Origin of the sequence: Corynebacterium sp. CNCTC7651 (assembly GCF_021496665.1) — a bacterium.
GTDB lineage: Bacteria > Actinomycetota > Actinomycetes > Mycobacteriales > Mycobacteriaceae > Corynebacterium.
Window position 1 is genome coordinate 2,012,223 of record NZ_CP071246.1, and the last position, 14,378, is coordinate 2,026,600.

A 14,378-nucleotide genomic window follows, 5' to 3' on the forward strand; every position below is an offset into this window, starting at 1 on the left:
TAGTGTCCCGCATTTTCCGGTCCGACGAGGTTGCCGTCGGGGATCGCGTCGTTGTCCGCCGTGTGCGCGGGGAGCTGGCCAGCGACGTCATCGGCCATGTGGTGGCCGTAAACCCGCTGGTGGTTCGTCCGCAGAAGGTGGGGGGTGAGCCGTCGACAAGCAAAGCCCTGACCATCACGGACCCGCACATCGTGAAAAAGCTCAGCCCGCGCACCGTCCGCAACTCGGACATCCGCGCGATCGAGACCGCCACCGCGCGCGCGTTCCCGGGGCAGGAGCAGATGCTTTTCGACGGCTGGCTGACCCGCGCCGGCGCCGAAATCGCCGAACGGTCCAACAGCGCCACGCCGATCGGCCACTCGGCTGGCTTCGCGGCGGTGCCGTTGGAGCAGATCACGGCGTTTTACCGCGCGCGCTCCATGCCGGTGCAGCTGTGCATTCCGGAGCGCATTGGCAAGCCGGCGCAGCGGCTGGTGGAGGCGAACCCTGGCGCGTGGGAGCTGGGCGAGGAGATTGTGGTGATGTCCGCGCCGATCGCGGACGCAGCGATGGATCCGGCCGCGCGGGTGGACGACCTGCCGGATGAGACGTGGCTGGCCATGTATCACTACCGCGGCCAGGCGCTGCCGGAGGCGGCGGTGCGCGACTTAGCGCAGCGTATCGACGGCCGCATCGGCTTCGCGCGCCTGGTGGTGGACGGGGAGACCGTGGCCGTCACCCGCGCAACCATCACGGAATCCGATGACGGGCGGCGCTGGCTGGGGTACTCGGCTGTGGAGGTGGCTCCGGAGTGCCGTCGTCAAGGCTACGGCACCCGGCTGGGGCAGAGCGTGCTGGCGTGGGGTGCGCAGCACGGTGCGCAGGCGGCGTATCTGCAGGTGCGCGCGTCCAACGAAGCCGGCATCGCGCTGTACACCAAATTAGGGTTTGTGGAGCACCACCGGCACCGTTACGCGCGTTTACGTTAGGGTGTGTTGCATGCGAATTGCCACGTGGAACGTCAACTCGGTGCGCACGAGAGCCGAGCGCGTGGCCGCCTTTCTCGAGCGCACAGACGTGGACGTGCTATGCATGCAAGAGACCAAGACGGCGGACAAGGCCTTCCCCTACTCCGTCTTCCAGGCCGCGGGCTACGAGGTCGCCCATGTTGGGCACAACCAGTGGAACGGCGTGGCCATTGCGTCCCGGGTGGGGCTTGAGGATGTGCGGGAGGCGTTTTTCAGGCAGCCGTCGTTTAGCAAGAGCGGCGACGCGGTGCAGGAGGCGCGCGCGGTGGGCGCGGTGTGCGGCGGGGTCGAGGTGTGGAGCCTGTACGTGCCCAACGGCCGCGAGATCGGGGACCCGCACTACGACTACAAGCTGGAGTTTCTGTACTCGCTGTGCAACGAGGTGCGGCCTGCCGAGCTGCAGGTGCTCGCCGGCGATTTCAACATCGCGCCGCGGGATGAGGACGTGTGGGACATCAACTGGTTCGAGGGCAAAACCCACGTCACCGAGCCGGAGCGCGCCGCGTACCAGATGCTGCTGGAGGCCGGGCTGGTCGAGGTGACGCACGAGGACCGCTATTCCTTCTGGGACTACAAAGCCATGCGCTTTCAGAAGAACCAGGGCATGCTGATCGACTTTTTGCTGGCCACGCCGCCACTGCACAACCGTGTGCGGGACGCGTGGGTGGACGTGGAAGAGCGCCAGGGCAAGGGCGCATCCGACCACGCGCCGGTGATCGCGGACTTTGACACGCACGACGTGGACATCGACCAAGTGCGATGACGCTTGATTTCTCCTGGTGGCAGGCCGCGGCCGCTGCGATCGACTTCGCCATCAAAGTGGTGATGATCGGCGTTGTGCCGGGCAACCGCAAGCCGTCCAGCGCGAATGCGTGGCTGTTGCTGATTCTCTTCCTGCCCATTGTGGGTTTGCCGCTGTACCTGCTCATGGGCTCCACGCTCATCTCGCGCCGCCGCCACCGCATCCAGCACCAGGCGAAAGCCGCGCTGGAGAATGTGCACGCGGGGGTTGGGGACGTGCCGTCGTCAAGCACCCTGCCCCCGGAAATCGAAGCGATCGTGCGCCTCAACCGCCGCCTCACCGGCTACCCTGCACTGCGCGGCCGGGTGCCCGCGCTGTGGACCGACTACGACATGACCATGCAGCGCCTTGCCACGCTTATCGACGAAAGTTCCACCTACATCCACATCGAAATCTACGCCGTAGCCTGGGACAAAACGACTGCGCCGGTGTTCGAGGCGCTGACGCGGGCCGTGGAACGCGGCGTGCACGTGCGGCTGCTGTTCGACCACATCGGGTCCCAGAAATACCCCGGCTTCAGAAAGCTGAAGCGGCAGCTCACCGACGTGGGCATTGACTGGCACATGATGCTGCCGCTCGACCCGCTCAGCGGCAGGTGGCGGCGCCCCGACCTGCGCAACCACCGCAAACTGGTGGTGGTGGACGGGCGCGTGGCCATGATGGGGTCCTTCAACCTCATCGACCGGTCCTACCTGATGCCCGGGCACGTCAAAGCCGGGCGGCAGTGGGTGGACGCGTTCGTGGAGCTCGAAGGCCCGATCGTTGCTTCTGTGGAGTCCATGTTTGCCGTCGATTGGTTCACCGAGTCCGGCGAGGTGCTGGAGCTGCGCACCCCCGGCGAGCTGGAGGTTGGGGATGGCGCGCGCGCCGACGACGTGAACATCCTCCAGCTCGTCCCGTCCGGCCCCGGCTATCTCACCGAGCCGAACCTGCGGATGTTCAACGCACTGATTCACCAAGCCAGGTCCCACCTCATCCTCTGCTCGCCGTACTTTGTGCCGGAAGATTCCCTGCTGGAAGCAATTACGTCGGCCTGCTACCGCGGCGTGCGGGTGGACTTGTTGGTTGGTGAGAAAGCGGATCAGTTCATGGTCCAGCACGCGCAATCCTCCTATTACCAGCAGCTTCTGGAGGCCGGCGTCCACATCTTCGAGTTCCCCGCCCCGTATGTCCTGCACACCAAGTTCGTGCTGGCGGACCCGGGTCTCGATGGTGCGGCCGGCGTCATCGGTTCGAGCAACATGGACATCCGCTCCTTCTCGCTGAACTACGAGAACTCCCTGTTCATCGCCGAGGGGTCGCTGCTCCCCGCGCTTGACCGCCTCGCTGAGAACTACCTGGCCGTCTCGCGCGAGCTCACGCTTGAGGTTTGGGCGAAGCGGCCCTGGCACCGCCGCTACGTGGACAACGTGATGAAGCTGACCTCCGCGCTGCAGTAGGCGGCGGGGTGGCGTCGTTCGATCGTCGGCAAGCATGAAGCCCCGAGGCGAGAGCTCCACCCCCTAAGCCCGGCACGCAGCATCCACCAAATGCCAGATACCGAAGGGCACATATCGAAGGGCAGATACCGAAAAAGCCCGTCAGAGGGGCACACTTCGGTATCTACCCTTCGGTGCCTATGTCTCGGCATCTGCGGGGCCCAAGCGGCCACCTAGTAGACGCGCTCCGTAGACGCCTCCACTAGCACTGGCCCGCGTTCGTCTGCGAGCTCCTTGGCCTGGCGAATCCTGGCAATACAGGCATCCGGGTCCCGCAGAATGTCAGACGGGTAGATGCGGACCACCTCGTAGGACTGCTCCTTGAGCCAGTTTTCCCGCTTCATCTGCTCCATGAGCTGGTCATGGGGTTTGTCCTCGTACTTCATGTACCCGTCTACCTCGATGATCACCTTCCCCCACAGGAGGTCGACACGGTACTTGCCAATCCACATCTGAAGCTCCGGCTCAATGCCGTGCTCAAGCAGAATCACGCGCATGAGGGATTCAAACGGGGACTCAGACAGGTGAGTGCTCGCGGCAAACGCATCGCGAGCACGCTCGATCCACTTTTTGCCGGCCATTCTGGCCAGCGCTGCCTTGATCTCTTTCCACTTCTCCCTGCGTTGCTTGAGCGTCCCGTGCCTAAGCAGGCTGTCGAAGGCAACCACGCCGTCCCTGTGGCCGTGGATGCGGGCGATGTCAATCGCTGATCGCGGACCGTTTGTGTAACGCAGTTCAGCGTTTTCACCTGCGGATTCAATATCGCAGTCGGGAACCTTGATGTTCCGGTACACCACCCCCGCCGGCCACAGGTTCTTTGCCGGCGGCTTCCCGGACGGCAGCGCGAGCTCCACAACCTCCGTCTCGCTGGGCAGTACCCACATCCCTGAAACCGCCGCCGCGGATCTGCCAACCAGCACAGCCCGCGACGTCATCGCCGACGCTGCATAGCACCGCAGGAAGTACTGCTCGTGCGCTTTCAAAGCAGTCCACTGGTCCATTGGCACGAAATATCGCGACGACAATCGATGGCAAACCTGCTGCTCATTTACTTCACGGCCGACGACGAGCGCGATGAGTGCATCACGGTCCATTCCAATCCCCCCCAATTCGCTGTGCGCCCCCGCGCACGCGATGAACCTTAGCAGCCAGGGGCCATTGCTTCTCGACGAACGCTTTCCCACCCCAAAGCCCCAAGCAGCCAGATACCGAGACGCAGGACCCGAAGGGTAGATATCGAATCCTCGCTTTCCGGCAGCAATTTTCGGTGCCTGCCCTTCGGCATCTGCCCTTCCCTACCAACCCGCTACGCGTCGCGCAGGTGGAGCGCCACCACGCCGGCGACCCACGCCGCCACCGCCCACGCGGCGAAAATGCCGAGCGATGTGCCGAGTTCCCAGTACGCGGTCGGCTGGTTGGTCATGAAGGCGAGCAGGTTGTTGAACGGCAGGTAGCTCACCAGGTCCTGGCCGATCTTGGGCACAAGGCCGGCAATTGCCTCGATGACCAGCATCATCGCCAACCCAATCACCACGGAGCCGGCGGTGTTGCGCACCAGCCAGCCAACGCCCTGCACAAACATGGTCAGCAGCGCCATACCCAGCGGCAACGCCCACAGGGCGCGCTTGGTGGCGGGGTTGGAGGTCCAGTCGGCGGAGACGGCGGCCGTCAGGTCGCCGACGGTGAACGCCACAACCAGCGTCACCACCGTCAGCAGCGCTACCAGCACGGCACCCAGCAGCAGCTTCGCCACCGCCACCTGCCAGCGTTGCGGGCGCAGGCGGAAGTTGGTGGCGGGGATGCCAAAGCGGTACTCCGTGGTCACGATCATCGACTGCTGCACCACCACCACAATCGCCGTGGTCAGCGCCACGGAAGCCACCACGGCAAGCGGGATGTACGGCATCCCGCCGAGCTGGGAGGTCCACGCGAACAGCGCGCCGTACATCGCGCCCAGCGCAATCATCACGCCGCTTGTCCACCAGAACGACGCGGTGGAGCGCAGCTTGGTCCATTCGGCACGGATTTGGTTAAGCATTCGGCACCTCCGGAGAAGCCGGGCGAGCAGGGGCACCCGAAACGTACTGGGCGTGGCCCTCGGTTGACTGGATGTAGGCCTCCTCAAGCGAGGCGTGGCGCTCCGCCAACTCGGCCAGCTGCACGCCGGACGCGTACGCCACGGCGCCGACCTCATCGCTTGTCCGCGCCGCCACGGCCAGCGCCTCGCGCCCGTCCGCATCCACGGTGCGGGTCACGGCGTCCGCACCGAAGGCAGCGGCCAGCGCCCCTTCGAGCTTTTGCGTATCGACGCTCGCTCGAACCAACGTATTTACCGAGGAGTTCGCCCGGATGAAGTCCGCCACCGAAGTGTCGGCGACCAGCTTGCCGCGCCCGATCACGATCAGGTGGTCCGCGGTCTGCGCCATCTCCGCCAGCATGTGGGAGGAGATGAGCACGGTGCGGCCCTCCGCGGCGAGGGCGCGGAGCAGGCCGCGCACCCAGCGGATGCCTTCGGGGTCGAGGCCGTTGACCGGCTCATCCAGAATCAGGTACTCCGGATCGCCCAAAAGCGCAGCGGCGATGCCCAGGCGCTGGTTCATACCCAGGGAGAACCCGCCGACTTTCTTGCCGGCGACGTCGTTGAGGCCCACAAGCGAGAGCACTTCGTCCACACGCGCGCTGGGCAGCCCAGCCGCCTGCGCCTGCCAGAGCAAACTCGCGCGGGCGGAGCGGTTCGGGTGCACGCCCTTGGCATCCAGCAGCGCGCCGACTTTTTGGGCGGGGTTGGGCCAGGAGGTGTAGGGGCGGCCGTCGATAAGCGAGGTGCCCGACGTGGGCTTGTCCAAGCCCAAGATCATGCGCATGGTGGTGGATTTGCCGGCACCGTTTGGCCCGAGGAAGCCGGTGACAATGCCGGGTTGAACGGTGAAGGTGAGGTCCTCAACAGCCTGGACCGCGCCGTAGCGCTTAGTCAGGCCTTGTACTTCAATCATGCGTGCCAGTATGCCCCACGGCCTCAAACACCGCCCCAAGCGAGGCGGCGAATCCGGGGTGGAGGGGCAGGTTCCAAAGATCGTCGAAAAGCACCCAGCGCAGCTCGGCGCTCTCCTCGTTTGGCGTGACGGTGAGGGGCGAGCCGTCGGCGGTGCGGGCGATGACGGTGGTGTAGCTCCAGCCGGGGACCTCCATGGTGACCAGCTCGCGCTCCACCACCACAGCGGCGGGGTCGATGGCGCACTCCTCCACCGTCTCGCGGATGGCGGCCTGCGCAGGCGTTTCGTGGGAATCGCGGGCGCCGCCGGGAATACCCCACGTGCCGCCCTGTGCGGTCCACAGCGCGCGGTGCTGCACCAGCACGGTATCCCCCGCGCGCAGGAATAAGCCGGCTGCGCCGTGCAGACCCCAATACTTTGCGCCGCCAGTGCCGTGGACCCATCCGTTTCCGTCGCCAAGCATGCCCCCAACTGTAGGCCGGACGCGATATGGTTGGGGAATGGTCAAGCAGGTGAGCGCGCACACACCCGAGCTTGACGACGACTGGCTGGACACCCTCGAAGCCAACCCCCAGCACCGCAGCCCGTGGCAAGTGCTGCAGGACACGTTCACCGGCCCGGCGCGCTGGTTTAGGCGCATGCGCCTCTTCGCGGCCACCACGCCGGGGCAGATCATCGCGATGATGCTGGTGCTCACGTTGTCCCTGGTGGCGGCGGGGTTTTCCATGAGCCAATCCATGGCGTCGCGCCAGCGGGCGCTGGACACGCTGATTACGTCCACGGAGCCGATGGCGAATTCGGCGCACCTTTTGTATTCCTCCCTGTCCCAGGCGGACACCATCTCCACCACCAGCTTCGTGCAGCCGGGGCTGCTCACGCAGGACCAGCTGGGCACGTACCTGGCCTCCATTGACCGCGCGGCCGTGACTGCGGCGGACATCCTGGCGAGCACCGTGGCCAGCGTGGGCACCAGCTTCGGCTCCGGCGGCGTGGGCGGGCAGAGCGCGGATGAGGTGCGCAGCCAGATCTCGGACCTGGTGACCGGGATCCTGCGCGACCTGCCGGTGTACACCGCGATCATGGAACGCGCGAAGGTGAACCAGCGGCTGGGCAACCCGGTGGGTGTGGCGTACATGACGGAGGCATCGTCCGTCATGCGCGAGCAGATGCTGCGCAGCGCGGAGGACCTGTCCACGCTGACGCAGAACGAGGTTGCCGCCGAGGTGCAGCGCCTCTCCTCCCCGCAGTGGGTGCCGCTGTCCGGCCTGGTAGCGGCGCTGATTTTCCTGCTGGTTGCCCAGTGGTGGCTGTGGCGGGTGTTCCGCCGCCGCCTCAACCGCGGTTTCCTGGCCGCCACCGCCGCGATCCTGGTGGCCATCTGCTGGGTGGGCGTATCCAACTACCAGTCCTGGCAAAACGGCGTGATCGGCTTCGAGCGCGCCGCGGAGCCGTGGCAGCGGTTGGCGGACGCGCGGATTGACGCGCAGGAGTCCCGCACGGACGAGACTCTGGCGCTGCTGTCGCGCCAGTCCGTGACCAAGTCCTCCCAGAGCTTCGACCTGACCTACCTGCACGTCAGCCAGGCCCTCGACGCGGCGGAGGCGCTGGGCGGCGCTACCTCGGATGCCACCATCGCCTCCGCGCGCCAGGCGTTGGACGACTGGTCCGCCGCGCACCAGGAGCTCGTTTCCGCGCTTATCGACGGTCGTTTTGAAGACGCCATAGGCATCCTGAACGCCCAGGATGGAGAGGGTGGCCAGGTTGGCTCCGTGACCGCGTTCGCCCAATTGGAAGACGATTTGCAGGAGCTGATCAACCAGACCCGCGAGAACACCCGCGTGTACATCAACGCCTCCCTGGACGCGACGCGGCTGGTTTCCGGCGCGGTTGCGGCGCTGACGGCGTTTGCTGTGCTGTGCATCTGGATTGGCATCCGCCGCAGGCTTGGGGAGTACATGTGATGAAGCGACTGCGGGTAATCGGTGCGGCCGCGTTGGCCGCGTTGGCCGTGGTGCTTGGCGGGTGCGCGCCGGACGCGCCGCCGCCCGTGGAATCGGAGCCGCCCCTGACCTTCCGGGGCGCGCCGATGCCGGCGAACGCGAAATTGGACCCGCCGGGTGTGGAGCCGGACGGCCCGTTCGTCGGCGCGCTTGAGCAGGGCGGGGATTGGCAATGGCCCGGTTCCCTCCCGCCGGGTACAGAGGAAGACCGCGATGGGCCGCACATGCAGCGCATCATTTCACGCGGGCGCATCATCGTGGGCGTTGACCAGTCCCAATACCTGCTGTCCTACCGCGACCCGGCGCGCGGCGACCTGCGAGGCTTCGAGGTGGACTTGGCACGCGAGGTTGCGCAGGACATCTTCGGCGATCCGAACAAGGTGGATTTCCGCTTCGTGGATTCCGCCGCCCGCGCGGAGACGTTGCAGGCGGGTGAGGTGGATATTGTGATCCGCACCATGTCCATCACCCCGGACCGCGCCGAGGTGGTGGACTTCTCCACGCCGTACCTGACGTCCTACGTCCGCGTCCTGGCGCCGCGGGACCGCGGCATTGCCGGACCCGGGGACCTAGCGGGCAAAACGGTGTGCGTGGTGGACGGCACCAATCTGGTGAATCTAGTCCGGAACCAAATGCCGGACTCTTCCGTGCTGCGCACCAGGACGTGGTCCGACTGCCTGATGGCTACGCAGCAGTTCCAGGCAGACGCGGTGGTTGGTGACGATGCCGTGCTGGTGGGCATGATGGCCCAAGACCCGCTGGTGGAAGTGTTCCCGGAGAAGCTGGCAAACCAGATCTACGCCGTGGGTGTGGCAAAGGGGCACGACGATGTTGTGCGGCAGATCAACCTGACCATCGAGCGCATTCGCACCGACGGCACATGGAACCGGATGTTCAAGGAGTGGCTCGGCGGCTCTGTGAACGAGTCTTGGCTGCCGCGGCGCATGTACCGCAAGGAGGAGGAGGGGTAAATGGCCGCGGACGATGAAGAACTTGGGGCAGCCGGCGACACCGGCACCGGCGGGGGTGCCCGCGCCGGCGGTGGCAGCGAAGCGGCTGGCGAGCACACGGAGGCCGTGCTCTACGACCCCTTCGCGGACGACGAAGACGACGCGGACGAAGACGCGCCCGGCACCGAAGCCGTCGCCTTCGACCCTTTCGCCGACGACGAGGATGATGAATCCGACGCCGCCTACGCCGATCTCGGAGAAATGGCGGGCCTGCTCAAGGATTTGGACAAGCTGCGAAAGGGAGGGGCGAGGGAGGAGACGTCGCAACGCTCCCGGCTCCAAGCCCTGGATACGTTCCGGGAGCGGCGGGGAACGCGGCGCGCCAGCCGTGTGGTGGCGGACGGCATGGTGGAGCTGCCGTGGGTGGACCCGGATGAGCCGAAGGAAGCGCTGGTTGATCCCACGAATGCGGTGGTGCAGAAGGGCATCCCGGCGCCGACGCTGAACCCGGGCGATGTGGTAGCCGGCCAGTACGAGATCATGGGCGTGATCGCGCACGGCGGCATGGGCTGGATCTACCTGGCGCAGGACCATTACGTGGCGGGGCGCGTGGTGGTGTTGAAGGGCTTGCACTCCACGGACAACGCGGATGAGGCGGCGGCCGCGGCGGCGGAGCGCGAGTTCCTGGCGGACATTACGCACCCGGGCATTGTGAAGATTTTCAACTTCATCGATGACCCGCGCGTGCCCGGCGGCTTCATCGTGATGGAGTACGTGGGCGGCCCGAGTTTGCGGCAGCGCCGCAATGCGGAGGACGGCCACCGCCTGGAGCCGGACGTGGCCATCGCGTACATGCTGGAAGTGCTGCCGGCGCTGGGGTACCTGCATTCGCGCGGCGTGGTGTACAACGACCTGAAGCCGGACAACGTGATTGTCACCGAGGACCAGGTGAAGCTGATTGACCTGGGCGCGGTGAGCGGCATCGGCGCATACGGCTTCATCTACGGCACGAAGGGGTTCCAGGCGCCGGAGGTGGCCACGGAGGGCCCGTCCATTGAGTCGGACGTGTACACCGTGGGCCGCACGCTAGCCGCGCTGATCATCGACCTGCCGAAGACGGACGGGGTGTACGACCTGCGCATTCCCACCCCGTCGGAAGAGCCGCTGTTCCGCCGCTACATCTCGCTGTACCGCGTGATCGCGCGCTGCTGCAACGAGGATCCGAAGCAGCGCTACAGCTCCGTGAAGTCGCTGGAAGCGCAGCTGCTCGGTGTGCTGCGCGAGGTCATCGCGGTGCGCGACGGCATCACGCACCCCGCCCAGCATTCCTTCTTCTCGCCGCAGCGTACGACGTTTGGCACCAAGCACCTTGTCTTCCGCACCGACCAGCTGATCGACGGCATCACCCGCACCGTGGAAATCACCCCGCAAGAAGTGGTTGCCGCTCTGCCGTCGCCGCTGATTGACCGCCACGATGTCGGCGCCGCCATGCTCCAGGGCTCCTCCTACGCCGAGCCGCTGGAAACGCTGGAAACGCTGCGCCAGGCGATGCAGACCCCGCAGTACCGGGAGTCCCGCGAGATCCCCTTTGCCGTGGTGCGCACGATGCTGGATCTTGGCCTGACGTCGCAGGCCCGCACCTGGCTCGGCTCCCTGGACGAAAAGTACGGCGACAACTGGCGTTTCCACTGGTACTTCGGCGTGGTTAACTTGCTGCTGGGCCACTTCAACGCCGCGCAGCGCGACTTCTCCGCCGTACTGAACATCCTGCCGGGCGAGGCCGCGCCCAAACTCGCCATCGCCGCCGTGGATGAACTCCTGCTTCAGCGCGCGGGCCTTCGCGAGCGCGAGCTGCTCCCCGACACCATCGCCGCCGCGTGCGCTGGCATGAGCACCACGCTGGCCGAGGTCCCCTCCGAAGTCTTCCAGGAGATGCTGGGGGCTGGAGTGCTTGACGACGATTGGTCCATGGTCACCTCCGACCCCGCCATGCTCCGCTTCCACGCCATGCGGTTGTACTCGCTGGTGTGGCTGGCTAACCCCACCACGGTTTCCGCGGCGTTTGGTTTGGCCCGGCAGTTGATGAATGAGGGCGAGGTGGAGCTGGCGATCGCGGCGCTGGACCGCGTCCCGCCGTCCTCCCGCCACAGCCGCATGGCCTCTTTGACCGCGATTCTGTGCCTGGTGGCGCAGGACCTCACCGAGACGCGCATCCGGCGCGCAGCCCGGCGGCTGGAAAAGATTCCCAGCACCGAGCCGCGGTACCTGCAGATCAAGATCTTCGTGCTGCGTGCCGCGCTGACGTACCTGCGGGAGCACGATGCCAGCGCCGCCGCGTCTGCGAAACCGCTGTTTGAGTATGACTTCACGGTGCGCGGCCTGCGCCGCGGCCTTGCCATCACGCTGCGTGAGCAGGCGCGCGTGGCGCCGTACGCGCGGCACCGCTACGCGCTGGTGGACATGGCTAATAAGGTGCGCCCCGCCACCTGGTTCTAGGTGACGGGGCGTGCGCTACGCCAGCGAGGCTGCGACGCGCGCGGACTTTTGCGCGATTGCCAGCTCCTCATTGGTGGGTACCACCAGGACCTTGACCTTCGAATCGTCCGTGGAGATGATGCGCGGGCCGTCGTTCGGCAGGGCGTTCTTCTCCGGGTCGATCTCGATGCCGTACATGTGCATGTTGTCCAGCGCGTCCATGCGCACGTGTTTGTCGTTTTCGCCGACACCCGCGGTGAAGGTGATGGCGTCTACACGGCCGAGCGCGATCATGTAGGAGCCGATATAGCGGCGCAGCTGGTTGATGTACACGTTGTACGCCAGCCAGGCGTTCTCATCTTCGTCGTTGATCATGGTGCGCAGCTCGCGGAAGTCGTTGACGCCGGCGAGGCCCTTCACGCCGGACTGGCGGTTGAGCAGGTTGTCAATCTCGTCGATGCTCATGCCGCCCTGGCGGTAGAGGTGGAAGATGATGCCCGGGTCAATGTCGCCCGAACGCGTACCCATCACCAGGCCGGCGAGCGGGGTCAGGCCCATCGAGGTGTCAATCGGGTGCCCGTTCTCCACCGCGGAGGCGGAGGCACCGTTGCCCAGGTGCAGCACAATCTGGCGGGTGTGCAGCGGATCGCGGCCGATCAGGGCCGGTACCTGGGAGGAGACGAACTCGTGGCTGGTGCCGTGGAAGCCGTAGCGGCGGATCAGGTTGCGCTCCGACACCTCGGCGTTGATGGCGTACAGCGCGGCAGCCGGCGGCAGGTCGCGGAAGAAGCCAGTGTCAAACACCGCGACGTGCGGGATGTTCGGCAGCAGTGCGCGAGCAACCTCGATGCCGTCGATGTTCGCCGGGTTGTGCAGCGGGGCGAGCGGGATGAGGGAGCGGATCATCTCCACCACCGGATCCGAGATCAGCTCCGGCGCGGAGAACACCATGCCGCCGTGCACCACGCGGTGGCCAACGGCGATGATGTCCAGCTGCGTCGGGCCGATGCCCTTGGAATCCAGCAGGCGGAAAGACTCCTCCAGGCCCACGGTGTGTGTCGGGATCTCGCGTTGGACAACCCACTTCTGGTCCGCGTGCTTCACGGTCACGCGGCCCTGCGGCTCGCCGATCTGCTCAACCAGGCCGGAGACAAACGGTGCGTCCGACGCCGCGGCGTTCGGGTCAACGATCTGGAACTTCACAGAGGAAGAACCAGAGTTAATAACTAGGACGTACGCCATTTAGTTGGCACCTGCCTGGATGGCGGTGATGGCCACGGTGTTCACGATGTCCGGAACGGTAGCGCCGCGGGACAGGTCGTTGACCGGCTTGTTCAGGCCCTGCAGGACCGGGCCGACCGCAAGGGCGTTGCCGGTGCGCTGCGCAATCTTGTAGCCGGCGTTGCCAGCCTCCAGGTCCGGGAAGATGAACACGTTGGCCTGGCCGGCAACCGGGGACTCCGGTGCCTTCTTCTTGGCCACACCCGGGTCGCACGCAGCGTCGAACTGCAGCGGGCCATCCACGGCCAGCTCCGAATCCAGCGCACGAGCTGCCTCGACGGCGGCGACAGCGCGGTCCACGTCCGGGCCGGCACCGGAGGTGCCGGTGGAGTAGGACAGGACGGCAACCTTCGGGTCCAGGCCGAACTGTGCTGCGGTGCGTGCGGACATGACGGCGATCTCGCCGAGCTGCTCCGCGGTCGGGTTCGGGTTCACAGCGCAGTCGCCGAATGCCCAGAGGCGGCCGCGCAGCACCATCAGGAAGATGGAGGACACCACGGATGCGCCCGGCGCGGTCTTGATGATCTGGAAGGACGGCTTAATCGTGTGCGCGGTGGTGTGGGCAGCGCCGGACACCATGCCGTCTGCCAGACCCTTGTGCACCATCATGGTGGCGAAGTAGGAGATGTCCTTCAGCGTCTCGCGCGCCTCATCGATGGACACGCCCTTCTTCTTGCGCAGCTCCGCGAAGTCCGCCGCGAACTCCTCCAGCAGCTCGGATTCGAGGTGGTTGATGATCTTGGCCTTGGACAGGTCCAGGCCAAGGTCCGCCGCACGACGGTTGATGTCCTCTTCCTCACCCAGGATGGTCAGGTCCACAATGTCCTTGGCCAGCAGCTGGTGCGCCGCCTGGAGAATACGGTCATCCTCGCCCTCCGGCAGAACGATGTGCTTGCGGTTCTCCTTCGCCATGTTCAGCAGCCAAGACTCGAACACCACCGGGGACATCACCTGGTCTGCGTCACGGTTGAGGGTGACCGTGGAAACGTCGGCAAGCTGCTCAGCGCTCACCACAGCCGCGACGGAACCGCGGAGCTCCTCAACGCGGCGCTGCGCCAACGCACCAAGGTCGGCGTTGCCGGCCACCAGCAGCACCGGCACGCCAAGAGCTGCGGCAACGTCAGCGTCAAAGTTGTAGTCGCCGGTGCCAACGATCAGCTTCGCGGCACCATCGTTCAGGCCCGCAGCGTACACCTCGTGCAGGTCAGAGCCCTCCACCTTGGCAACCTCAAGGCCAAGCTGGGAAGCAACGGAGTTGACATCAATACCGTCAAGAGAGCGGTTGACGGGGGTGATCAGCAGGGACTGAGTTTCAGCCATGGGTTCGCCTTTCTACGGTTGCGGATTAAAGCGCATACGCAGATAAGTCTACCGACCAAGCCGTAGTTTTCA

Annotated in this window: 12 protein-coding genes; 6 read left to right on the forward strand and 6 right to left on the reverse strand. The window is 65.8% G+C overall.

Annotated features, from left to right (window positions below):
* Positions 1 to 2 precede the first annotated feature (2 nt).
* From JZY91_RS09690 to cls, 3 genes are read left to right on the forward strand one after another with little or no spacing between them, the layout of a single operon-like run.
* Positions 3 to 968, forward strand: a complete 966-nt coding sequence (locus JZY91_RS09690) for a GNAT family N-acetyltransferase (protein WP_234947669.1) — start codon at positions 3 to 5, stop codon at positions 966 to 968.
* Positions 969 to 978: 10 nt separating this feature from the next.
* Positions 979 to 1,770 (forward strand): exodeoxyribonuclease III, encoded by a 792-nt coding sequence (locus JZY91_RS09695; protein WP_234947670.1) that lies wholly within the window; start codon positions 979 to 981, stop codon positions 1,768 to 1,770.
* Positions 1,767 to 3,248, forward strand: coding sequence for a cardiolipin synthase (gene cls / locus JZY91_RS09700; protein WP_234947671.1), 1,482 nt, complete (start codon positions 1,767 to 1,769; stop codon positions 3,246 to 3,248). The genes JZY91_RS09695 and cls overlap by 4 nt, the downstream gene beginning before the upstream one ends.
* Before the next feature lie 212 nt (positions 3,249 to 3,460).
* Here cls and JZY91_RS09705 read toward each other — a convergent pair whose 3' ends face one another.
* The 4 genes from JZY91_RS09705 to JZY91_RS09720 form a co-directional block, all read right to left on the reverse strand.
* Positions 3,461 to 4,381, reverse strand: coding sequence for an endonuclease domain-containing protein (locus JZY91_RS09705; RefSeq protein ID WP_234947672.1), 921 nt, complete (start codon positions 4,379 to 4,381; stop codon positions 3,461 to 3,463).
* 212 nt (positions 4,382 to 4,593) lie between these two features.
* The gene (locus tag JZY91_RS09710; protein WP_234947673.1) at positions 4,594 to 5,325 is read right to left on the reverse strand and encodes an ABC transporter permease; all 732 of its coding nucleotides are present in this window, start codon (positions 5,323 to 5,325) and stop codon (positions 4,594 to 4,596) included.
* On the reverse strand, positions 5,318 to 6,280 hold the full coding sequence (locus JZY91_RS09715) for an ABC transporter ATP-binding protein (protein WP_234947674.1): 963 nt from the start codon (positions 6,278 to 6,280) through the stop codon (positions 5,318 to 5,320). Before JZY91_RS09715 ends, JZY91_RS09710 begins: the two co-directional genes overlap by 8 nt.
* Positions 6,273 to 6,743, reverse strand: coding sequence for an NUDIX domain-containing protein (locus tag JZY91_RS09720; RefSeq protein ID WP_234947675.1), 471 nt, complete (start codon positions 6,741 to 6,743; stop codon positions 6,273 to 6,275). Before JZY91_RS09720 ends, JZY91_RS09715 begins: the two co-directional genes overlap by 8 nt.
* Before the next feature lie 49 nt (positions 6,744 to 6,792).
* Between JZY91_RS09720 and JZY91_RS09725 the strand changes: the two genes are divergently transcribed.
* Genes JZY91_RS09725 through JZY91_RS09735 form a run of 3 tightly spaced genes read left to right on the forward strand, consistent with a single transcriptional unit; the run spans position 6,793 to position 11,726 of the window.
* Positions 6,793 to 8,241: a hypothetical protein gene (locus JZY91_RS09725; RefSeq protein WP_234947676.1), complete on the forward strand. Its 1,449-nt coding sequence runs from the start codon at positions 6,793 to 6,795 to the stop codon at positions 8,239 to 8,241.
* Entirely contained in the window at positions 8,241 to 9,251 is a 1,011-nt protein-coding gene (locus JZY91_RS09730; RefSeq protein WP_234947677.1) for a glutamate ABC transporter substrate-binding protein, read from the forward strand. Before JZY91_RS09725 ends, JZY91_RS09730 begins: the two co-directional genes overlap by 1 nt.
* Positions 9,252 to 11,726 (forward strand): serine/threonine protein kinase, encoded by a 2,475-nt coding sequence (locus tag JZY91_RS09735; RefSeq protein ID WP_234947678.1) that lies wholly within the window; start codon positions 9,252 to 9,254, stop codon positions 11,724 to 11,726.
* A 15-nt stretch (positions 11,727 to 11,741) separates the two neighbouring features.
* Here the strand turns inward: JZY91_RS09735 and JZY91_RS09740 are convergent, their stop codons facing one another.
* Both JZY91_RS09740 and pta read right to left on the reverse strand, forming a co-directional pair.
* Entirely contained in the window at positions 11,742 to 12,947 is a 1,206-nt protein-coding gene (locus tag JZY91_RS09740) for an acetate kinase (RefSeq protein ID WP_234947679.1), read from the reverse strand.
* On the reverse strand, positions 12,948 to 14,306 hold the full coding sequence (pta, locus tag JZY91_RS09745; RefSeq protein WP_234947680.1) for a phosphate acetyltransferase: 1,359 nt from the start codon (positions 14,304 to 14,306) through the stop codon (positions 12,948 to 12,950).
* Positions 14,307 to 14,378 lie beyond the last annotated feature (72 nt).